The 21,288-nt window shown below is 51.7% G+C and carries 27 protein-coding genes; 8 read left to right on the top strand and 19 right to left on the bottom strand.

Annotated elements, in window-relative coordinates; translation table 11 throughout:
* The 9 genes from ACSBQN_RS18360 to fkpA all read right to left on the bottom strand — a co-directional run.
* Window positions 1-142: GTP-binding protein (locus tag ACSBQN_RS18360; protein WP_072161945.1), on the bottom strand; the 142-nt coding region annotated here is incomplete at its 3' end.
* A 77-nt stretch (window positions 143-219) separates the two neighbouring features.
* On the bottom strand, window positions 220-2,346 hold the full coding sequence (fusA, locus tag ACSBQN_RS18355) for an elongation factor G (protein WP_024473584.1): 2,127 nt from the start codon (window positions 2,344-2,346) through the stop codon (window positions 220-222).
* An 80-nt stretch (window positions 2,347-2,426) separates the two neighbouring features.
* Window positions 2,427-2,897, bottom strand: a complete 471-nt coding sequence (rpsG, locus tag ACSBQN_RS18350; RefSeq protein ID WP_004240719.1) for a 30S ribosomal protein S7 — start codon at window positions 2,895-2,897, stop codon at window positions 2,427-2,429.
* Between the two features lie 96 nt (window positions 2,898-2,993).
* Window positions 2,994-3,368: a 30S ribosomal protein S12 gene (rpsL, locus tag ACSBQN_RS18345; RefSeq protein ID WP_004236497.1), complete on the bottom strand. Its 375-nt coding sequence runs from the start codon at window positions 3,366-3,368 to the stop codon at window positions 2,994-2,996.
* Window positions 3,369-3,500: 132 nt separating this feature from the next.
* Window positions 3,501-3,791, bottom strand: a complete 291-nt coding sequence (tusB, locus tag ACSBQN_RS18340) for a sulfurtransferase complex subunit TusB (RefSeq protein WP_024473585.1) — start codon at window positions 3,789-3,791, stop codon at window positions 3,501-3,503.
* A 19-nt stretch (window positions 3,792-3,810) separates the two neighbouring features.
* Window positions 3,811-4,170 carry a sulfurtransferase complex subunit TusC gene (gene tusC / locus ACSBQN_RS18335; RefSeq protein WP_024473586.1) on the bottom strand — a complete coding sequence of 120 codons (360 nt, stop codon included), beginning with the start codon at window positions 4,168-4,170 and terminating at the stop codon, window positions 3,811-3,813.
* A gap of 9 nt (window positions 4,171-4,179) precedes the next feature.
* Complete coding sequence (tusD, locus tag ACSBQN_RS18330) at window positions 4,180-4,575, bottom strand: sulfurtransferase complex subunit TusD (protein ID WP_024473587.1); 396 nt, start codon at window positions 4,573-4,575, stop codon at window positions 4,180-4,182.
* Between the two features lie 14 nt (window positions 4,576-4,589).
* Window positions 4,590-5,291: a helix-turn-helix transcriptional regulator gene (locus ACSBQN_RS18325; RefSeq protein WP_004236501.1), complete on the bottom strand. Its 702-nt coding sequence runs from the start codon at window positions 5,289-5,291 to the stop codon at window positions 4,590-4,592.
* Window positions 5,292-5,632: 341 nt separating this feature from the next.
* Entirely contained in the window at window positions 5,633-6,391 is a 759-nt protein-coding gene (fkpA, locus tag ACSBQN_RS18320) for an FKBP-type peptidyl-prolyl cis-trans isomerase (protein ID WP_004240721.1), read from the bottom strand.
* 243 nt (window positions 6,392-6,634) lie between these two features.
* Here fkpA and ACSBQN_RS18315 point away from each other — a divergent pair, with 243 nt between their 5' ends.
* Window positions 6,635-6,853: a SlyX family protein gene (locus tag ACSBQN_RS18315; protein ID WP_004240722.1), complete on the top strand. Its 219-nt coding sequence runs from the start codon at window positions 6,635-6,637 to the stop codon at window positions 6,851-6,853.
* 69 nt (window positions 6,854-6,922) lie between these two features.
* Here the strand turns inward: ACSBQN_RS18315 and slyD are convergent, their stop codons facing one another.
* From slyD to kefG, 4 genes are all read right to left on the bottom strand, one after another.
* On the bottom strand, window positions 6,923-7,552 hold the full coding sequence (gene slyD, locus ACSBQN_RS18310; RefSeq protein WP_024473588.1) for a peptidylprolyl isomerase: 630 nt from the start codon (window positions 7,550-7,552) through the stop codon (window positions 6,923-6,925).
* Window positions 7,553-7,677: 125 nt separating this feature from the next.
* Entirely contained in the window at window positions 7,678-7,881 is a 204-nt protein-coding gene (locus ACSBQN_RS18305; protein ID WP_004236505.1) for a YheV family putative zinc ribbon protein, read from the bottom strand.
* Window positions 7,878-9,731, bottom strand: coding sequence for a glutathione-regulated potassium-efflux system protein KefB (kefB, locus tag ACSBQN_RS18300; RefSeq protein ID WP_024473590.1), 1,854 nt, complete (start codon window positions 9,729-9,731; stop codon window positions 7,878-7,880). The genes ACSBQN_RS18305 and kefB overlap by 4 nt, the downstream gene beginning before the upstream one ends.
* Window positions 9,718-10,284, bottom strand: a complete 567-nt coding sequence (kefG, locus tag ACSBQN_RS18295; protein ID WP_036409074.1) for a glutathione-regulated potassium-efflux system ancillary protein KefG — start codon at window positions 10,282-10,284, stop codon at window positions 9,718-9,720. The genes kefB and kefG overlap by 14 nt, the downstream gene beginning before the upstream one ends.
* Window positions 10,285-10,432: 148 nt before the next feature.
* On the opposite strand from kefG, the gene ACSBQN_RS18290 reads away from it, so the two are divergent.
* Window positions 10,433-12,361: an ABC transporter ATP-binding protein gene (locus ACSBQN_RS18290; protein WP_201893560.1), complete on the top strand. Its 1,929-nt coding sequence runs from the start codon at window positions 10,433-10,435 to the stop codon at window positions 12,359-12,361.
* A gap of 36 nt (window positions 12,362-12,397) precedes the next feature.
* On the opposite strand, the gene ACSBQN_RS18285 is transcribed toward ACSBQN_RS18290, so the two are convergent.
* The gene (locus tag ACSBQN_RS18285; protein WP_152696967.1) at window positions 12,398-13,258 is read right to left on the bottom strand and encodes an SIS domain-containing protein; all 861 of its coding nucleotides are present in this window, start codon (window positions 13,256-13,258) and stop codon (window positions 12,398-12,400) included.
* A 262-nt stretch (window positions 13,259-13,520) separates the two neighbouring features.
* Between ACSBQN_RS18285 and murQ the strand changes: the two genes are divergently transcribed.
* Both murQ and murP read left to right on the top strand, forming a co-directional pair.
* Window positions 13,521-14,432, top strand: coding sequence for an N-acetylmuramic acid 6-phosphate etherase (murQ, locus tag ACSBQN_RS18280; RefSeq protein WP_024473593.1), 912 nt, complete (start codon window positions 13,521-13,523; stop codon window positions 14,430-14,432).
* Window positions 14,433-14,447: 15 nt separating this feature from the next.
* On the top strand, window positions 14,448-15,893 hold the full coding sequence (gene murP, locus ACSBQN_RS18275; RefSeq protein WP_024473594.1) for a PTS N-acetylmuramic acid transporter subunit IIBC: 1,446 nt from the start codon (window positions 14,448-14,450) through the stop codon (window positions 15,891-15,893).
* Window positions 15,894-15,964: 71 nt separating this feature from the next.
* Here murP and ACSBQN_RS18270 read toward each other — a convergent pair whose 3' ends face one another.
* The 3 genes from ACSBQN_RS18270 to ACSBQN_RS18260 all read right to left on the bottom strand — a co-directional run bounded on the left by ACSBQN_RS18270 (window position 15,965) and on the right by ACSBQN_RS18260 (window position 17,342).
* Entirely contained in the window at window positions 15,965-16,318 is a 354-nt protein-coding gene (locus ACSBQN_RS18270; protein ID WP_024473595.1) for a type II toxin-antitoxin system HicB family antitoxin, read from the bottom strand.
* Window positions 16,311-16,589, bottom strand: a complete 279-nt coding sequence (locus tag ACSBQN_RS18265) for a toxin HicA (RefSeq protein ID WP_354633010.1) — start codon at window positions 16,587-16,589, stop codon at window positions 16,311-16,313. The genes ACSBQN_RS18270 and ACSBQN_RS18265 overlap by 8 nt, the downstream gene beginning before the upstream one ends.
* Before the next feature lie 150 nt (window positions 16,590-16,739).
* Window positions 16,740-17,342: a LysE family translocator gene (locus tag ACSBQN_RS18260; RefSeq protein ID WP_354633011.1), complete on the bottom strand. Its 603-nt coding sequence runs from the start codon at window positions 17,340-17,342 to the stop codon at window positions 16,740-16,742.
* Window positions 17,343-17,434: 92 nt separating this feature from the next.
* On the opposite strand from ACSBQN_RS18260, the gene ACSBQN_RS18255 reads away from it, so the two are divergent.
* The 3 genes from ACSBQN_RS18255 to ACSBQN_RS18245 are packed head-to-tail and all read left to right on the top strand — an operon-like array spanning window position 17,435 to window position 19,533.
* Window positions 17,435-18,421, top strand: a complete 987-nt coding sequence (locus ACSBQN_RS18255; RefSeq protein ID WP_015422410.1) for a hydrolase — start codon at window positions 17,435-17,437, stop codon at window positions 18,419-18,421.
* Window positions 18,418-18,636 (top strand): YheU family protein, encoded by a 219-nt coding sequence (locus tag ACSBQN_RS18250; protein ID WP_004236514.1) that lies wholly within the window; start codon window positions 18,418-18,420, stop codon window positions 18,634-18,636. The genes ACSBQN_RS18255 and ACSBQN_RS18250 overlap by 4 nt, the downstream gene beginning before the upstream one ends.
* 21 nt (window positions 18,637-18,657) lie before the next feature.
* On the top strand, window positions 18,658-19,533 hold the full coding sequence (locus tag ACSBQN_RS18245; protein ID WP_004240728.1) for a phosphoribulokinase: 876 nt from the start codon (window positions 18,658-18,660) through the stop codon (window positions 19,531-19,533).
* Between the two features lie 63 nt (window positions 19,534-19,596).
* Here ACSBQN_RS18245 and ACSBQN_RS18240 read toward each other — a convergent pair whose 3' ends face one another.
* Entirely contained in the window at window positions 19,597-20,004 is a 408-nt protein-coding gene (locus ACSBQN_RS18240; RefSeq protein ID WP_015422409.1) for an OsmC family protein, read from the bottom strand.
* Window positions 20,005-20,307: 303 nt separating this feature from the next.
* Between ACSBQN_RS18240 and crp the strand changes: the two genes are divergently transcribed.
* Entirely contained in the window at window positions 20,308-20,940 is a 633-nt protein-coding gene (crp, locus tag ACSBQN_RS18235) for a cAMP-activated global transcriptional regulator CRP (protein WP_004240730.1), read from the top strand.
* A 67-nt stretch (window positions 20,941-21,007) separates the two neighbouring features.
* Here crp and ACSBQN_RS18230 read toward each other — a convergent pair whose 3' ends face one another.
* On the bottom strand, window positions 21,008-21,241 hold the full coding sequence (locus ACSBQN_RS18230) for a hypothetical protein (protein WP_214177456.1): 234 nt from the start codon (window positions 21,239-21,241) through the stop codon (window positions 21,008-21,010).
* Window positions 21,242-21,288: the final 47 nt, after the last annotated feature.

Genomic DNA, 21,288 nt, shown 5'->3' with positions numbered 1-21,288 from the left:
CGAATGCACGAGCGTTACCGCCGTAGGTTTTTGCCAGAACGGTGGTGATTGCAGCAGTCAGGGTAGTTTTACCGTGGTCAACGTGGCCGATAGTACCAACGTTAACGTGCGGTTTCGTACGTTCAAATTTTTCTTTAGACACGACTCTATTCCTTATGAAGTCCCTTCTTCACTGTGAGAAGGGACTGAAATTAACGAGTTAAACCGGTAAATTACCGATTATTTTGCATTACGAGCTTCAATAACAGCCTGAGCTACGTTGTTTGGCGCTTCATTATACTTCAGGAATTCCATGGAGTAAGAAGCACGGCCCTGAGTCTGTGAACGCAGGTCAGTTGCATAACCAAACATTTCAGACAGTGGCACTTGCGCACGGACGATTTTACCGGTAGGCATGTCATCCATACCTTCGATCATACCGCGACGACGGTTCAGGTCACCAATGACGTCACCCATGTAGTCTTCCGGTGTTTCCACCTCAACTTTCATGATTGGTTCCAGCAGAACTGGTTTCGCTTTTTTGAAGCCGTCTTTAAACGCCAGAGATGCTGCCAGTTTAAACGCCAGTTCAGAGGAGTCAACATCATGGTATGAACCGAAGTGCAGACGAACACCCATGTTAACAACAGGGTAGCCTGCTAACGGACCAGATTTCAGCTGCTCCTGGATACCTTTGTCAACCGCAGGGATGTATTCACCAGGGATCACACCACCTTTGATTTCGTTGACAAATTCGTATTCCATGTTGACGCCTTCGGCATCTTTCTTGTTCAGCGGGTACATGTCGATAACAACATGACCGTACTGACCACGACCACCGGACTGTTTAGCGTGTTTACCTTCGATATCAGTCACTTTCATAGTGATTGCTTCGCGGTAAGCAACCTGTGGTTTACCCACGTTCGCTTCAACTTTGAACTCACGACGCATACGGTCGACCAGAACGTCCAGGTGTAATTCACCCATACCGGCGATGATAGTCTGGTTAGTCTCTTCATCACTTGATACGCGGAATGATGGATCTTCCTGTGCCAGACGGCCCAGTGCGATACCCATTTTTTCCTGGTCAGCTTTGGTTTTCGGCTCGATTGCAACGGAGATTACCGGCTCAGGGAATTCCATACGCTCCAGGATGATTGGTGCATCAATCGCACACAGAGTATCACCTGTAGTGACGTCTTTCAGACCGATAGCAGCCGCGATGTCACCAGCGCGAACTTCTTTAATCTCTTCACGTTTGTTAGCGTGCATCTGAACGATACGGCCGAAACGTTCTTTCTTGGATTTAACCGGGTTCAGTACGGTATCACCGGAGTTAACAACACCGGAGTACACGCGGAAGAACGTCAGGTTACCCACGAACGGGTCGGTTGCAATTTTAAATGCCAGAGATGCAAACGGCTCTTCATCAGAAGAGTGACGCTCAGCCGGGGTATCTTTACCGTCGTCCAGAATACCTTTAATTGCAGGAACTTCTGTCGGAGATGGCAGGTACTCAACAACCGCATCCAGCATCGCCTGAACACCTTTGTTCTTAAATGCAGAACCACAGGTTACCAGGATAATTTCGTTCGCCAGTACGCGCTGACGTAATGCTGATTTGATTTCAGCTTCAGTCAGTTCTTCACCGCCGAGATATTTTTCCATCAGCTCTTCTGAAGCTTCAGCTGCGGCTTCAACCAGATTCTGGTGCCACTCGTCAGCTAATTCCTTCATGTTTGCCGGGATATCTTCGTAGACGAAGGTAACGCCCTGGTCTTCTTCACTCCACTGAATCGCTTTCATTTTAACCAGGTCAACAACACCGGTGAATGATTCTTCAGCGCCGATAGCTAACTGAAGAGGAACCGGAGTAGCCGCTAAGCGGGTTTTGATCTGATCAACAACTTTCAGGAAGTTTGCACCCATACGGTCCATTTTGTTAACGAACGCGATACGAGGTACATGATATTTGTTTGCCTGGCGCCATACGGTTTCAGACTGTGGCTGAACACCACCAACGGCACAGTAAACCATTACAGCACCATCAAGAACACGCATGGAACGTTCTACTTCGATTGTGAAGTCAACGTGCCCCGGGGTGTCGATGATGTTGATGCGGTGTGGTTCAAATTGTTTGCCCATACCGGACCAGAACGCAGTGGTTGCTGCGGAGGTGATAGTAATACCACGCTCTTGTTCCTGCTCCATCCAGTCCATCGTTGCTGAACCTTCGTGGGTCTCACCAATTTTATGGTTCACACCTGTATAAAACAGAATACGTTCTGTTGTGGTGGTTTTACCGGCGTCGATATGTGCACTGATACCGATATTACGGTAACGTGAAATGGGTGTTTGACGAGCCATTTTTTCCTCTCTCTTGGACGTTCGTTTAATTTGGTCGGGCAGCCTTACGGCTACCCTATACACAATTCACTACGGTTTGATTACCAACGGTAGTGTGCGAACGCCTTGTTAGCTTCTGCCATACGGTGAACGTCTTCACGTTTCTTAACGGCAGTGCCTTTGTTTTCAGCTGCATCGGATAATTCATTTGCCAGGCGCAGAGCCATGGACTTATCACCGCGTTTACGGGCAGCTTCAACGATCCAGCGCATTGCTAATGCATTACGGCGGACCGGACGAACTTCAACCGGCACCTGGTAAGTAGAACCACCAACACGGCGGGACTTAACTTCGACAGTCGGACGCACGTTATCCAGTGCGATTTCGAATGCTTCCAGGTGCTCTTTACCTGAACGCTGAGCCAGGGTCTCAAGCGCGGTATATACGATTGATTCTGCGGTAGATTTTTTACCGTCTACCATCAGGATATTTACAAATTTGGCCAGCAGCTCTGATCCGAACTTAGGATCTGGCAGAATTTTACGTTGACCAATTACACGACGACGTGGCATGGAAATACTCCGTTGTTAATTCAGGGTTGTCCAAAACTCAATGAGTTTATTTGACATTAATGCGATAAATGTTTGGCCTTACTTAACGGAGAACCATTAAGCTTTTGGCTTCTTCACACCGTACTTAGAACGAGCTTGTTTACGGTCTTTAACACCGGAACAGTCCAGTGCGCCGCGAACAGTGTGGTAGCGAACACCCGGTAAGTCTTTAACACGACCACCGCGGATCAGGATCACGCTGTGTTCCTGCAGGTTATGACCTTCACCACCGATGTATGAAGAAACTTCAAAACCGTTGGTTAAACGTACACGGCATACTTTACGCAGTGCTGAGTTAGGTTTTTTAGGTGTGGTGGTATATACACGAGTACATACGCCACGTTTTTGCGGGCATGCTTCCAGTGCAGGAACGTTGCTTTTCACAACTTTCGAGCTACGGGATTTGCGAACCAGCTGATTAATCGTTGCCATTATAAAAAAAGCTCCTGGTTTTTTGCTTCGTAAACACGGATTTGTGCCTCGTATCTGTCAAAGACAAAACACGAGGACGCGAAATTTTATTGCTGACGCAACAGGGTGTCAAGAAATATACAATGATATTTGCTATTCCCACGCAAAATGTTGCGTGTGTGTGACCGTGAGCTCCACAAAACCAGTATAGTCTGTGATTCTCACTTTGCCCGAAAGGAACGGTAATAAACCGCGTGCTTCGGCATCCTCCCGCAACACACAGGGAATATGACCCGACTGAATAAGCGCCTGCAACAACGGGTTACCTTCCGTTGCTGCGATTACGCCATCTTCGGTAAAAAGGATGTCATCCTCAGGGGATAACAGATTCAGTAATGATTGGATATCAGTACGAAATGGCGATTGGCTGACAGTATATAGCATCTTGCTCACCGTAAGTAGATCAAAATGACACCACGGCGTCAAATGCCGCCAGTTTCCGGGCCAGTTCCGCCGCACTCAGGCAGGTAACCGGCAGGATATACGCCGTCTCCGGGGATAACCCGCGTGCAGCCATATCCTCCGCACAGCAGTAGCACTCACCGATATCGTACAGCGGCAGGACTTTGAAGGTGGAGATATAATCACGGGCGAGGATTTTTGCCGGTGTCTGTTCCGGTAATAACTGAAATACCCCGTCAGACACAAAAAAGGCCGCAACCTCTTCCGTATAATTACTGGTTGCCAGCAGTGCATCCAGCCCTTCCCGGCCGCTGCTGCTGCCGTGAGGTGCACTTCTGAAAACAAATGCGATACGTTTCACCGGATCTCCCTAAAACTGGATAACGCGATCACAGGTCATCATGGCTTCCGCCAGAGTTCCCAGGCCGCTGAGGGAAAAACCGTCCGCCAGATTGGCTGCTGCCAGTTTCAGTGACTCCGCCTGTGCGGCATCGGTGACACCGCGGCGCAGCGCCGCTGCCACACAGACTGCCAGCTGAATACCGTTATCGCGGGCAAGCTGCTGCCACTGACGTATCATGTCGGTTTCGTCCCCGGCCGGTGATGTCAGCACATTGGCGTTGCTGACCCCTTCGCGGTAAAAAAACACACACTGAATCCGGTGTCCGGCCGCAATCACATGCTGTGCAAACAGCAACGCGCTGCCGGCACGCTGTGTGCCGTAGGCCGGGCCGGTGACCAGCAGGCAGTAAGATAACGGTGTCATTGCTCCGTGCTGCCTTACTCGCCGTTTTTAAACTGGCGGATGTAGAGATAAACCGTGTGTTTGGAGATATTCAGACGCACCGCCACAAGGTTGATGGCATCTTTGATATCAAATATCCCTTTCTCATACAGGTTCAGTACCACCTGTTTGTTCTTCGCGTTGTTTGCCACGTTGCGGTCGGCATTCACTTCTTCAATCGTCTGTTCCAGCGTCTGTGCCACCAGGTCTTCAACGGAAGAGGCGAAGTTCACATTGGAGGTCTCTTCTGCCAGCTCTTTCGGGATAAACGTCTGAACTATCTGGGAGAACGGCACATCCAGGTTCATGTTAATACACAGCAGCCCGATGATACGGCGTGATTTATTGCGGATAGCAATCGTCAGCGATTTCATCAGTGCCCCGGTTTTCGCCCGCGTGAAATAGGCTTTCGAGGTGCTGCAGTCTTCATCTGTAATGTCGTGCAGCATGCGCAACGCGAGGTCGGTAATCGGGGAACCGACTTTACGGCCGGTGTGATGACCGTTTGCGATCTTCACCGCTGAGCGCTTCAGGTCTTCCAGTGAGTGGAGAACGATTTCACAGTGCTCACCGATGAGCAGCGCCAGGCCATCAACAGCCGCCTCATAGGATTTCAGGATTTCATAATCCGTTTCAGTAAACGGATGATTTACAATGTAATCCGAATCATTGTCATTAAATAATACTGGGTTAGACATTTAATACACCACTCTTTGTAACGTGTGAACGTCGTTGGTTTTACTCATCTGTAATCTTTCACTGCAGGAGGAGGATTACCCTGTCATCATCTGTCAATTATATACTCGGATTTCCGGGATGCAGGAAAGCAGCAAATGACGGGCTTCCGGTTCTGTGCAGGTACCCGCATGTTAAGTTATAGCGAAAAACAGGCCGTTTTGCGCCTGAGGTGATCAAATTCTGGTAAAAAATACAAAAAAACACGGATGTTTTGCAAATTTTTCATAATCCTGACCGTGGCGGAAACAAAAACCCGCACAACAAGGCGCGGGTTTTTGTCAGTTTCCGGTATCAGCAGGGCTTATTTGGCCGCAGGTTTGATATCCAGTAACTCGACGTCAAAGACCAGGGTGGAGTTGGCAGGGATCCCCGGAACACCGTCGGTGCCGTAAGCTGCTTCCGGCGGGATGACCAGTTTGGCTTTACCGCCTTTCTTCATCTGCTTCAGACCTTCGGTCCAGCCTTTAATTACGCTGTCCAGACGGATAGTCAGCGGCTCGTTACGGTCGTAAGAGCTGTCAAACTGGGTACCGTCAATTAATGCGCCTTTATAGTGAACAACAACAGTGTCAGTCTCTTTCGGAGATGCGCCGTTACCGTCTTTTTCAGATTTGTAGAGCACACCGCTCTTGGTTTTTTCAACGCCTTTTTCTTTGGCGAATGCGGCACGGTATTTGTCACCGGCTGCTTTGTTTTCAGTCGCCTCACGCGCCATTTTTTCCTGAGCGGCACCTTTCACCTGCTCTTCAAAGCCGCGCAGCGTCTGGTTGATCTCTTCATCACTCAGTTTGCTTTTGTTATTGAATGCATCCTGAACACCCGCCATCATCTGATCGCGATCCAGATCCAGGCCAATGGATTTCTGCTCATTCAGGGCATTTTCCATATAACGGCCCAGTGACGCACCCAGCGCATAAGCATTCTGCTGACTTGCGGTTTTAAATGCGCTGTTCAGTTTCACTTCTTCTTTTTTCGGCGCGGTATCCGCATAAGCCTGTGACATACCTAATGTCATTGCCAGCGAGGTTGCGACAACAGTCGCTTTAAACAGTGATTTCATCCTTTTCTCCATAAGTTTTGCAACAGTTACAGGACGTACCGCACAGCAGATCACGTCAGAGAGTCCTTGCAGCCGTCACCGGGCGACATCATAATGTCACGGTTTTGTGATGCTGAGACAACCTTAGCAAAAAGAGGTTTCATAGTAACCCCCCAATAAAAGATATCCTCTCACACTAAGTGTATTTCACAGGAATATTACATACTTTTACACAGTAATCCCCGTCTCAGACAGGAGAAAACGATGGACCTTTTGGAACTTGAACAACGCCTCGAACAACTTGAAAGCAAAACCGCCTTTCAGGACCTGACCATTGAGGAACTCAATCAGGTGGTAACACAGCAGCAGATGGATATCACCCGGCTGAATGAAAGGCTCCGCCTGCTGACCGAACGCCTGAAAGCCACCCCTGGCTCAAATGTGGCACCGCTGTCTGAAGAAGTGCCGCCGCCGCACTACTGATAAACCGCAGGCATAAAAAAAGCGCATCCGTCAGGAATGCGCTTTTTTGTCCGGTTCAGATGCGGGTTATCAGTGACAACCGCAGCCGCCGTTACCGTGGCCGTGACCTTTACCGTGACCACCGCCGCCGCAGCAGCCGCCTTCACCGTGTTCGTGATCATGGTCGTGGCCGTGACCGCCGCCGCAGCAACCGCCTTCTTCGCCGTGGTCGTGACCACCGCAGCAGCCGCCTTCTTCACCGTGAACGTGACCGTGCTCCAGCTCTTCTGCTGTTGCTTCACGCACACCGATAACTTCGACGTGGAATTTCAGGTTCTGACCGGCCAGCATATGGTTGCCGTCAACGATCACTTCGTCACCTTCGATACCGGTGATTTCGACCGGCACAGGACCCATATCGGTGTCTGCCAGGAAACGCATGCCGACTTCCAGCTCATCAACACCGACGAAAACGTCTTTCGGTACGCGCTGAACCAGGTTTTCGTCATACTGACCGTAGGCGTCGTTTGCGCCGACATCGACGTCGAACACATCACCGGCAACACGGCCGTCCAGTGCACTTTCCAGCCCGCTGATCAGCGCGCCGCGACCGTGCAGATAGTCTAACGGAGCACTTGCCGGAGACTCATCAACTAATACACCGTCTTCTGTTCTTACCTGATAAGCCAGGCTCACTACCAGGTCTTTTGCTACTTTCATGGTATCTCCTACACATCCGCGGGGGATAAGATTTTAATTAACGCGCCGATTGTAACGGAATTTACAGCCACTGTATCTGTTTTGGGACAAATTCCCCCAAATTCTCTGTGAAAAGCAGCGGCCTGTTATTCCCCCGGTGTAAAGATACCAATCACCTGTTCATCTTTGCGCACATGCTGCTCCGCATGCGCATCCGCCCGGCGCTCAAGGTGGCCGCACTGCACACATTGCACCACGTCCACATTATCCTCACGCCACATGGCAAGGGTGTCCTGCGCCTGACACTCAGGGCATACCGCACCTGCAATAAACCGTTTCCGGTTACTCATTTTTCTGCTCCTGTCTCTGTCCGTCCGCTGCCCGGTGAGTCTTCCGTCAGGTTCCAGCTGTCCGGCAGATGTTTTTCCCGTTTCATTTCATTATCAAACAGATTTTCCAGCTCGCGCCGCGCCTCTTTCACGCGGGAGATATGCGAAATTTCCTCTTCCGCCTGCGGGATAAGCTCACGCAGCAGTTGCATATCCAGCCTGCGGAATAATTGCTGCGCCCGGTGTGCTTCCGCCGGATGCGTGCCCAGCCCGATCAGGGTTTTGCGCGCCAGTTCCAGCGCTGACGAGAAGGTTTCGCGGCTGAACTGTGTTACGCCGTGTGTAAGCAGCTCGTGTGCCTCCACCCGTCCCCGGGCGCGGGCAATAATCTGCAGGTGCGGGAAGTGCTCCTGACACAACTGCACGATTGTCATGGTATCTTCCGGCTTATCACAGGTAATGACAATCACCTTTGCCGTCTCTGCCCCGGCAGAGCGCAACAATGCGAGTCCTGTCGCATCCCCGTAATAAACCTTATAGCCGTAACGGCGCATGGCGCTGACCGCACTGACATCTTTTTCCAGTACCGTCGGATGTATTTTATTCGCCATCAGCAGACGGCCGATGACCTGCCCCATCCGCCCGAAACCGACCAGAATCACATGCGGGTGGTTATCCTCCACAAACGGAGTTTCGCCCGTTCCCGGTTCGGCATTATTGTAACGGCGCGCCAGAATCATATCGATGCCCTGCATCAGCAGCGGCGTGGTCATCATGGAAAGGGTGACCACCACCAGCAGCAGCGCCATCTGATGGTCCGTAATCACTCGGCTGGCCAGCGCTGCTGAGAACAGCACGAACGCAAATTCCCCGCCCTGACTGAGCACCCCGGCAAACTGTAAGCGCCCGCTGCGCCGGCAGGTCAGATGTGCCAGCAGATACAGCACCGTCATTTTGACACTCACCAGCACAATCACACCCAGCAGAATTTGCGGCAGATACTGCCACAGCACGCCGATATTCAGTGACATACCGACAGAAATGAAGAACATCCCCAGCAGCAGCCCTTTAAACGGCTCGATGGTGATCTCCAGCTCATGGCGGTATTCCGTATCCGCCAGCATCACACCCGCGATAAATGTTCCGAGCGCCATGGAAAACCCGAGCTGCTCCATAAACACCGCCGAGCCTATCACCACCAGCAGCGAGGCGGCGGTAAAGACTTCACTGACCCCGGATTTTACCACCAGCCGGAACAATGGCCGCAGCAGATAGCGTCCGCCGATCAGCAGTCCGGCAAAGGCCAGAATCTTGATACCGATGCGATACCAGTCACTGCCCGCCGTTTCCCCGCCCAGCAGAGGAATAACCGCAAGGATAGGGATCACCGCCATATCCTGGAACAGCAGCACTGAGAATCCCATCTGACCGCTGTCGTTGTTGGTCATGCCCTTTTCATCCATCAGCTGTAACGCCATCGCCGTGGAGGACATCGCCATTCCCAGCCCGCCGACCACTGCCGCCTGCCAGGAGAAATCCGTCAGCCAGAGCAGTACCCCGAGGATCAGGGCGGAGAACACCACCTGCGCGGTGCCGGTACCGAAAATAGATCGCCGCAGTTTCCACAGCTCACGCGGATTCAGCTCCAGCCCGATAAGAAACATCAGGAACACCACACCAAGTTCAGAGAAGTGCAGCAGCTCATTGACGTTCTTGATAAAGCCCAGCCCCCACGGGCCGATAGCAATCCCTGCCAGCAGATACCCCAGTACCGCGCCGATACGCAGCCGCTGCGCCACCGGCACCATCACCACGGCTGCCGCGAGAAACACAATGCCTGCATGCAGCAGGTTGCCGTCAGTTGGCTCCATTTTTACGCCCTCCGGTCAGTTGCGGTGCCCGAAGCCAGTCACAATACGCCTGCGCCTGCTCATGCAGCATGGCTTTTCCCTGGCGGCGCGCGGCATAGAGAATAACCGGTGCCAGCCAGTGCATTTCACACAGTGCCGCCGTCAGCTCAAACGGTCTCAGTAACTCGCTGATCGGAAAACGGTTATAGCCGCCGTGCTGATAAGCTTCCGCCGGTTCCCCGGTGGTGATCACCTGACGCCAGTATTTGCCGGACAGCTGTCTGCCGCCCTGCTCACCGGAGAAATCACGGGTCAGCACGCGGTCAAACCACTCTTTCAGCAGCGCAGGGCAACTGTAAGTGTACAGCGGGTGCTGAAACACAATGATGTCGTGCTGCCGCAGCAGTTCCTGTTCATGGCGGATATCGATAAAAAAGTCCGGATAGGTGCCGTACAGGTCGTGCACCGTCACATGCCCGAGTTCCGACGCCGCAGAGATAAGCGCCTTGTTGGCGATGGAGTGATGCGGTTCCGGATGGGCGTAAATCAGTAATATGGTCGGATTATTTATCATCACTTCCTCTTAAAAACGTGAGAATCTTTGTGATTTTCGCTACTATGCCCGCTGCAACGATACTCCTCGCCTGCTGACGGGTGATTTGCTGCTGACAACGCACGAATTACATTAATTTTACTCTCAATTACTTACCCTATCGATATTTATGATTGTTTTCTCTTCACTTCAGGTTCGCCGCGGCGTCCGTGTTCTGCTCGACAACGCAACGGCCACCATCAATCCGGGCCAGAAAGTCGGACTGGTGGGAAAAAACGGCTGCGGTAAATCCACGCTGCTGGCACTGCTTAAGGGCGAATTACAGGCCGAGGCAGGCAGTGTGTCATTTCCGGGAAACTGGTCCATGGCCTGGGTTAACCAGGAAACCCCGGCACTGGATGAACCGGCGATCGAGTATGTCATTGACGGTGACCGCGAATTCCGTGAGCTTGAGGCAAAATTACAGCAGGCGAATGAACAGAATGACGGCCACGCCATTGCCGTGATCCACGGTCAGCTCGATACCCTCGATGCCTGGACTATCCGTTCCCGTGCCGCCACACTGCTGCACGGGCTGGGATTCTCGCAGGAACAACTGGACACGCCGGTACGGGCCTTTTCCGGGGGCTGGCGGATGCGCCTGAACCTGGCACAGGCACTGATTTGCCGCTCTGATCTGCTGCTGCTCGATGAACCGACCAACCACCTGGATCTCGACGCTGTGATCTGGCTGGAAAAATGGCTGAAAAGCTATCCCGGCACCCTGATTCTGATCTCCCATGACCGTGATTTCCTCGATCCGATCATTGATAAAGTCCTGCACATTGAACAAAACGGCCTGTTTGAATACACCGGTAACTACTCCTCCTTTGAGGTGCAGCGCGCCGAGAAAATGGCCCAGCAGCAGGCACAGTATGAAAGCCAGCAGTTACGCCGCGCACATCTGCAGAAATATGTCGATCGTTTCCGCGCTCAGGCGACCAAAGCCAAACAGGCGCAGAGCCGTCTGAAAATGCTGGAGCGCATGGAGATGATTGCCCCGGCACTGGCGGATAACCCGTTCCGTTTCAGTTTCCGTCCGCCTGAAGCACTGCCGAACCCGCTGCTGAAAATGGAAAAAGTCAGCGCCGGATACGGTGAGAAAGTGGTACTGGATAATATCAAACTGAACCTGGTGCCCGGTTCGCGTATCGGCCTGCTCGGCCGTAACGGCGCAGGTAAATCCACCCTGATTAAAATGCTCGCCGGTGAACTGGAGCCGTTACAGGGCAAAATTGGTCTCGCCAAAGGCATCAAACTGGGTTACTTCGCCCAGCATCAGCTGGAATTTTTACGGGCGGATGAATCCCCGTTACAGCATATGGTGCGCCTGGCACCGGATCAGACCGAACAGCAACTGCGCGATTACCTCGGCGGTTATGGTTTCAAAGGTGATCAGGTGACCGATAACACCGGTCGTTTCTCCGGCGGGGAAAAAGCGCGTCTGGTACTGGCGATGATTATCTGGCAGCGCCCGAACCTGCTGCTGCTCGATGAACCGACCAACCACCTGGATCTGGATATGCGCCAGGCACTGACCGAAGCCCTGATCGAATTTGAGGGCGCGATCGTCGTGGTTTCCCACGATCGTCACCTGCTGCGATCCACCACCGATGATCTGTATCTGGTGCATGATGGTCAGGTCGAGCCGTTTGACGGCGATCTGGATGATTATCAGCGCTGGCTGGCAGACAGCCAGAAACAGATGCGCCAGAGTGCAGAGCCGGCGGCGGAAAACAGTGAGGAAAAAAATACCGTCACCGCGCAGGATCGCAAAGAGCAGAAACGCCGTGAAGCGGAATTCCGCCAGCAGACTCAGCCGCTGCGCAAAGAATCTGAGAAACTGGAAAAAACCATGAGCCGGTTATCGGACGCCATTGCCGTGATTGAGGAAAAACTCGGTGACAGCGGTCTGTATGATCAGTCGCGCAAAGCCGAACTGAATACCTGTCTTCAGGAACAGGCGCAGTTCAAAGCTGAGCTGGAAGAGGCGGAAATGGCCTGGATGGAGATTCAGGAAAACCTCGAAGCCATGACACAGGCATTTGAAAACCAGTAAATGATAAAGAGCGGCAAATGCCGCTCTCTTTTCTTATCAGCCGTCCAGGCTGTTAATCATGGTGCGGGCATTGATCACCAACTGCCGCGCCTGCTCTTCCCGCCGCTGTAACAGCGCCATAAACAGCAAATCCGTCACTGTATTCTGCGCCGTCCGTGAGGAAATGGACGAACTGCGCCACTCATTTTCCTCCGCGACCGTTTCCAGCACATAATCCGCCATTTTTGCCAGCGGTGACTGACGGTTCCCGGTAATCGCAATCAGCGTGGCATTCTGTTTTTTCGCCGTGGCGGCGGTGACCAGCATATCCTTGCGTTTGCCGCTGAATGACAATACCACCAGCACATCCTTTTCGGTCAGCGTCTGGGAAAAGGCGATCTGGATATGGTGGTCGGCTTCCGCCAGTGTCATCAGCCCGATTTTCTGGAGCTTATAGGCCAGATCTTTCGCCGTCAGCCCGGAGCCGCCGATACCGGCAACCTGAATACAGCGGGCATTATCCAGACAGGCGACAATCTCTGCCATCTGTTCAAAATCGAGCCGCCGTGTGGTTTCCGTAATGGAGTTCTGTTTTTCCTGCGCCAGTTTCTGCGCGATCACCAGCAGCGGATCATGTGCTTCTATCCGGTTATGCAGCGCCTGCTGCTGATTGGCTGCCAGCACCCGGTTGCGGCCAATCTCTTCGCTGATAGCGACTTTCAGTGCCGGAAATCCCTTAAATCCCAGTTTCTGACTAAACTTCACTATAGCGGACTGACTCACGCCCACCCGCTCCGCCAGTACCTGGGAGGAGAGTGTGACGGTTTCTTCCGGCTGCGCCAGGATAAAATCGGCAATATGCTGCTGATTGGTCGCCAGCTCTGCTTTTACCCAGCTGATTTTTGTCAGGATCGTCATGTGTGTCTGTTTTCCTTCTGCGGAGAATAAAAAAGGAATAAATTATTTTAACAAAAATGACGAATTATTCCTGATAAATAACGTATCTAATTAATAAAAAATACATTTATATTCAATTAAATATAAAAAATAAAATGATGATGGAAATAAAAATATTCCTGCTATAGCATCATAGTTGAATAGATTGCTCTGTGATAATTCTCACACAAAAAGAATATTTAATTCTCTAGCATGCGATTATATCTTATACAAAGGATCACGCATGAAGATTGACTTAACCTCAATGATTACCGAGAGCCGCAACCCGGCCAGCGCGGATATCGACAGCCTGCCGACATTAGATATGCTGCGGGTGATTAACCGTGAAGACCAGACCGTGGCCCTTGCCGTGGAAAAAACGCTGCCGCAGGTGGCGCAGGTGGTGGATGCGGTGGCACAGGCATTCCGCCTGGGCGGACGGCTGATTTATATGGGCGCGGGTACCTCCGGCCGTCTCGGGATACTGGATGCCAGTGAGTGTCCGCCGACCTTCGGTACCCCGGCAGAGCAGGTAGTCGGTCTGATTGCCGGTGGTCACAAAGCTATCCTGAAAGCCGTTGAAAATGCGGAAGATAACCGCGAACTGGCGGTGAGCGATCTGAAAGCCCTGAATTTCAGTGAGAAAGATGTATTAGTCGGGATCGCCGCCAGCGGCCGTACCCCCTATGTGCTGGGCGGTATGGAATACGCACTGTCACTCGGCGCAACCGTTGCCGCTGTCAGCTGTAATCCGGACAGTGAAATGAGCCGTCTGGCCGGTATCGCCATCACACCGGTGGTCGGCCCGGAAGTCATTACCGGTTCCTCCCGCATGAAAGCCGGAACCGCCCAGAAACTGATACTCAATATGATCACCACCGGCGCCATGATCCGCTCCGGGAAAGTGTACGGCAACCTGATGGCGGATGTGGAAGCGACCAACGCCAAACTGGTTGAGCGGCAGAAACGTATTGTGATGGCCGCAACGGAATGTGACAGAGCGACCGCAGAACAGGCCCTTGCCGCCTGTGACGGACACTGCAAGACCGCCATCGTGATGATCCTGGCACAGCTGAGTGCCGGTGACGCCAAAGCCCTGCTGGCACAGCATCAGGGGTTTATCCGTGACGCGCTGACCGGCGCGGCGCACTCTTAACGCAAGGTAATCACCATGGCTAAAATCAGTCAGTCAACCATCATACAGATTCTGGATGCCATCGGCGGTCCGGGTAACGTGGCACAGAGCGGTAACTGTATGACCCGCCTGCGTCTGACACTGAACAACACACAGCTGGCGGATAAAATCGCCATCAAAAAAATTGAGGGCGTGCTGGGTGTGATTGAAAGTGATGAGCAGTTCCAGATTGTGCTGGGGCCGGGCAAAGCACAAACCGCCGCAGAGCTGATGCAGAAATATCTGGATGAGCATGTGCCGGGCAGTGAACCGGACAGCCGCAGCCTGAAAGAAATTGCCGCTGATCAGAAGCAGCATCTGAAAGAAAAACAGACAAACCCGGTACAGCGTTTTCTCGCCAAATTCGCCACTATTTTTACCCCGCTCATTCCCGGGTTTATCGGTGTGGGTCTGCTGCTCGGCTTTGCCACACTGTTTGAATCGCTCTGGGTCACCGGAAATCCGTCCCCGAACGGCACTCTCGTGGAAGTGCTCAGTTACATGAAGGTCTTCGGCAAAGGGCTGTTTACCTTTATGGGGATCCTGATCGGCTATAACGCGCAGAAAGCCTTCGGCGGATCCGGCGTTAACGGTGCAATCATCGCGGCGTTGTTTATCCTCGGTTATGATCCGCAGGCGACCAAAGGTTTCTACTCCGGTATGGAAACGTTCTTCGGTCACGGCATTGACCCGCGCGGTAACATTATCGGTATTCTGATCGCCACCATCACCGGTGCCTGGGTGGAGCGGCAGGTGCGGCGTTTTATCCCTGCGAACCTGGATATCATTCTGACCTCCGCCATCACCCTGCTGATTATGGGCGCACTGACCTTTATTGTGATTATGCCGGTCGGCGTCTGGCTGTTTGACGGCATGTCCTGGCTGTTTATGCACCTCAACGCCAACCCGTTCGGTGCTGCGGTTCTCGCCGGTCTGTTCCTGATTGCGGTGATGTTCGGTATCCACCAGGGCTTTATCCCGGTGTATACCGCGCTGGTCGGCACTCAGGGTTTTAACTCCCTGTTCCCGATCCTCGCCATGGCGGGTGCCGGCCAGGTCGGTGCTGCGCTGGCACTGTATGTCCGTGCGAAAAAAGACTCGGTGCTGCGTAATCAAATCCGCGGAGCGATTATCCCGGGCTTCCTCGGCATCGGCGAACCGCTGATCTACGGTGTGACCCTGCCGCGCGTGAAGCCGTTTATCACTGCCTGTTGCGGCGGTGCGGCGGGCGGGTTCTTTATCGGGCTTGTCGCCTGGTTCGGCTATCCGGTCGGGCTGAATACCGTTTTCGGGCCATCGGGGATTATCGCCATTCCGGTGATGACATCCGACAGTGGTATCTTCATGGGGATGGCGGTCTATACCGGCGGGTTACTCGTCGCCTATCTGGCCGGATTCCTGTTTACCCTGCTGTTCGGCAGTAAGAATGTGGATTTAAGCTGATTTCGCTGTAGTGATAAAAAAAACAGACCGCAATGCGGTCTGTTTTTCATGATTATTCAGACAGGGTAAAATCAGCGGGAAATAAGCGCCTGCTCCAGTAACTGAACAATAAACTGGTTCTTTGAGACCGAATTCGCTGTTGTGGCAGCATTCAGCCGCGACTCAAGCCAGCCCGGATAACGCAGTGTAAAAGCCTTTAATTTATCAGTCTCTTTAAAAGGCTCAATGCCTTCTTCAGTACAAGATTGTATGAATTCCTTCAGAGACGCTGCGCCTTCTTTTTTCAGGCCTTCAATACTGTCAGATACAAAATCGCAATACCCGTTTACATCCAAAAACTTACCGCGGAATGCCTTAATTTCATCCTCATAAGCTACGGATGCAGGGTGACCTTCGATAGTCATGATATTTGTGCTTTTAATCATGTTCCACCCCAATATTATTCTCAAACCACTCTTTCAGACCCGCCACCGCCCCTTTGTCCATCACATTTCCGAGATGAGGCTGATGAGTCAGGTACACGGCCCCCATCAAAACAAACCTCCTGCGGGAGCCGTTTCCGTTTTTCACTTTACCGCCAAGATTACCAATCAGGCTGCTGACATCATCCCATTTTATTCCTGACTTTGGTGGTGTTGTCAGTATATCAGCCATCGTTTTACGGTGCCTGGCACTCAGCGTACTGATCTTAATCATTACTTATCCTGCCGGTGTCATTTAATGATATCACTTTATGCAGGAAGAGTATGACGTCAACTCATGATATCACATGGAATAGTAAGGCAGATTATTGTGAGCTGTTTTCATTCAGCTTCTGTTTTTGTTCCGCAGGTTATATTATGTCTGCTATTCAAACCAGATGAGCGGCACACAGGCGGCGGTGAGTAACCCCATCACAATATTGAAGGTGAACCAGGCATTGCGGCTGCGCAGAAAACGGCCGATAAAGGCACCGAATCCGATCCAGATAAGCCCGGCAACCAGATTCACAGAGACCATCACAATACTCATCACCCCGACAGACAGCATATACGCATCACCGCTCAGGCTGTAACTGCCGACAGCCCCCAGTCCCATCAGCCAGGCCTTGGGATTGATAAACTGTAACAGCGTCCCCTGATACCAGGTGACCGCCTTACTGACCTGCGGTTCATTAAGCTGCTGATACGGTGCGGTGGCCAGTTTTTTGGCAAGCCACAGAAGGTAAAGACTACCCGCAATTTTCATAGCAGTATGCAATTTGGGATAAATCAGTAAAATAGCCGCAACACCAAAGGCTGAAAGGTATAATACCGTCTGCATGCCGAGCATAATACCAGCCATCAGTACCAGCGTACGGCGAAAGCCGAGCTGTGCACCGGAGGCGGTCAGTAACATATTATTGGGGCCGGGCGTGACTGCCGCGATAAACATAAATACGGAAAGCGAGATAAAAAGATGTGCGGTCATGAGTAATCCGGCAACGTGGTCATTTTCTTCCCGGAAAATTACCAGTATGTTTTTCATTAAACAAGAGATGTTTTTTCATTACGAATCTAACTATGTCTAGTCATTTTCAACCGATTTCCTGGGCAACCAATCCGCACCTGCAAACGTTGCTGCCCCGGATTTTCCGCCGGAAACCGACGATAAAGCCATTCTGGCAGCGCCTGACACTGCCGGATGATGATTTTATTGATCTTGCATGGAGCGAAGATCCCGATACCGCACGCCATAAACCACGGCTGGTCATCTTTCACGGGCTGGAAGGCAGTTTCCGCAGCCCGTATGCTCACGGTATCCTGGCTGCGGCCGCCCGTCAGGGCTGGTTGGGGGTTGTCATGCATTTTCGCGGATGCAGCGGCGAGCCGAACCGCTCCAGACGGATTTACCACTCCGGTGAAACCGAAGATGCCCGTTATCTGCTGAACTGGTTGCAGGATACCTACGGGAAAGTACCGACCGGTGCGGTCGGTTATTCACTCGGCGGCAATATGCTGGCCTGTTATCTCGCCGAAGAGGGTGAGAATGCCGCAGTGGATGCAGGTATTGTGGTTTCCGCTCCGCTGATGCTGGAGCCGTGCTCTTTCAAAATGGAAAAAGGCTTTTCCCGTTTTTATCAGTGGTATCTGCTGAAGGGGCTGAAACGTAATGCCACCCGCAAACTGGTTCGCTACCCGAATTCACTGCCGACAAACCTGCTGCATATCCGCGCGATTAAACGGATCCGCGAATTTGATGACATTATCACCTCACGGATCCACGGCTTCCGCGATGCCTCGGATTACTACCGCCGGTGCAGTGCCCTGCCGAAACTCCCTGCCGTACGTAAGCCGATGCTGATCATCCACGCCAAAGATGATCCTTTTATGGCACAGGAAGTGGTGCCGGATCTGTCACAACTGCCGCCGTGTGTGGAGTACCAGATGACCGAACACGGCGGCCATGTCGGCTTTGTGTCCGGCAGCTGGCGCCGTCCGCGTTTATGGCTGGAGGAGCGCATCCCTGAATGGCTCGCGCCGCATCTGGCCGCAAAGGAGACACCATGATTATTCCCTGGCAGGATATCGCGCCGGAAACACTGGAAAGTATCCTGGAAAGTGTGGTGCTGCGCGAAGGCACCGATTACGGCGAACATGAAAAATCACTCAGTGATAAAGTGGCGGATCTTTACACGCAACTCAAAAACGGCGACATTGTGATTGTCTGGTCGGAATTACACGAAACACTCAACATCATGCCGTCGGCACAATTCCGCGGCTGAATCAGCCGGAGGAAACGCCGCATGTCACGGACCCACCCGATTATCGCCGTTACCGGCTCCAGCGGAGCCGGTACCACTACCACCAGTCAGGCTTTCCGTAAGATTTTCCAGCAGCTGGATGCGGTTCCGGCCATTATTGAAGGTGACAGTTTCCACCGTTACACGCGGCCGGAAATGGATGCCGCCATCCGCAAGGCCCGCGAGCAGGGCCGCCACATCAGCTATTTCGGGCCCGAAGCCAACGATTTTGGCCTGCTCGAAAGCACATTCCGCCAGTACAGCGAAAACGGCAGCGGCGAGCGCCGCAAATACCTGCATACCTATGATGAAGCCGTGCCCTATAATCAGTTGCCCGGCACCTTCACCCCCCGCGAGGCACTTCCTGCCGGGACAGATGTGCTTTTCTATGAGGGATTACACGGCGGCGTGGTCACGCCGGAACATGATATTGCCGGACATGTGGATCTGCTGGTCGGCGTGGTACCGATAGTCAATCTGGAGTGGATACAGAAGTTAGTCCGTGACACCAATGATCGCGGCCATTCACGGGAGGCGGTAATGGATTCTGTCGTGCGTTCGATGGATGATTACATCCGCTATATCACCCCGCAGTTTTCCCGCACCCACATTAACTTCCAGCGGGTGCCGACGGTGGATACCTCAAACCCGTTCTCGGCCAAATCGATCCCGTCACAGGATGAGAGCTTTACCGTGATCCGCTTCCGCGGCCTGAAAAAAATCGATTTCCCCTATTTGTTATCCATGCTTCAGGGCTCCTTTATTTCCGCCTCAAATACCATCGTCGTCCCCGGCGGAAAATTAGGGCTGGCGATGGAATTAATAATGGCACCGCTGGCAGAGCAATTATTGCAGGGAAAACAAATAAACAAGCGATAAAAAAACCGGGTAATAATGTATTACCCGGTTTACGTTCAAAAATAAAAATAATATTTAAAAAAATCATTCAATATTCTTTACTTCAAAACTATGCGTAATGTTAACACTTTCGCCTAACATTAATGAAACAGAGCAATATTTCTCAGCGGATAATTGCACGGCACGCCCGACAACGTTTTCAGTCAGGTCACGGCCGGTCACAATAAAATGCAGATTAATATGAGTGAATAAACGTGGCGCGGTTTCACGACGTTCAGCGGTGAGTTTTACATCACAATCAATGACTTGATTACGGCCTTTTTGCAAAATAGAGACAACATCAATAGCGCTGCAGCCGCCGGTTGCCATCAGTACCATCTCCATCGGGTTCGGGGCTTTTTCACCGGCATTACCGTCCATTGTAATCTGGTGTCCTGACGCGGATTCCCCTAAGAAAGTCATGTTCTCAACCCACTTTACACGCGCTTCCATTTTTATACCCTCATCATCAATATAATTCACGACAGACTACCCTTTCATTCACGGGCTGGCAATCTCTCTCATAGTTTATTATGCTGAAGCGAGACAGTGGAAGACAGGACAGTTTTCCTGTGCTAAAAACACGGCAAGGATTTATCTATGGCTAAGATCAATATCTTTCCGTGAGGATTATTATACTATTTTAGTAAACTAACTTGCCGGAAATTCAGCAAGTTAATATGATAAGCTAAGACTTTATATAATTGCAGAGCGTAAACAACGGTTTGCAATAACTAACAACAGAGGATAACGCGAATGGTTCTCGGCAAGCCACAAACAGACCCCACGCTTGAATGGTTTTTGTCTCACTGCCATATCCACAAATATCCATCCAAAAGCACGCTTATTCATCAGGGCGAAAAGGCAGAAACACTCTACTATATTGTAAAAGGTTCTGTTGCGGTGCTGATCAAAGATGAAGAAGGCAAAGAGATGATTTTATCCTATCTCAACCAGGGTGATTTCATCGGTGAACTCGGATTATTTGAGGAAGGACAGGAACGTACAGCGTGGGTACGGGCAAAAAGCGCCTGCGAAGTTGCAGAAATCTCGTACAAAAAGTTCCGCCAGCTTATCCAGGTTAACCCGGATATCCTTATGCGCCTTTCCGCGCAGATGGCAAGCCGCCTGCAAACCACATCAGAAAAGGTCGGAAACCTTGCATTCCTTGATGTGACAGGCCGCATCGCCCAGACATTACTGAACCTGGCAAAACAGCCGGATGCAATGACTCATCCGGACGGCATGCAAATCAAAATTACCCGTCAGGAAATCGGCCAGATTGTGGGATGTTCCCGCGAAACCGTCGGCCGTATTCTGAAGATGCTGGAAGATCAGAACCTGATCTCCGCACACGGTAAAACCATTGTGGTATACGGCACCCGTTAATCCGGACCGCCCTTATCACCAAAACAGGCGCATCCGCGCCTGTTTTTTTGTTTCTGAATCATCGTTATTACTGAAAAATATCAGCTCTGCGAACCCGCAGCTTTCCTTCACGGCCAGCTTGATCAAAAGAGGCTTTCAACTGACGCATTGCTGCTATTTTACGCTCTTTGATACTCATTTTTTTTATCTCAGAAATGTCGCGTTTTGAGTACATACCCTTTCCCCCCAGCCCTTGATAGAGATGAACATAAAAACTGCCATGAAGAAATTCTTCAAATCTGCCTGAAAACCGAATTGCCATTGCTTTACTGAGAGTAGATAAACGTCCGGCAAACCTATCACAGTAAG

It is taken from the genome of Morganella sp. B601, from assembly GCF_051172335.1.
In the GTDB taxonomy this organism is placed as follows: domain Bacteria; phylum Pseudomonadota; class Gammaproteobacteria; order Enterobacterales; family Enterobacteriaceae; genus Morganella; species Morganella morganii.
This window is presented reverse-complemented; position numbering and strand designations above follow the sequence as displayed.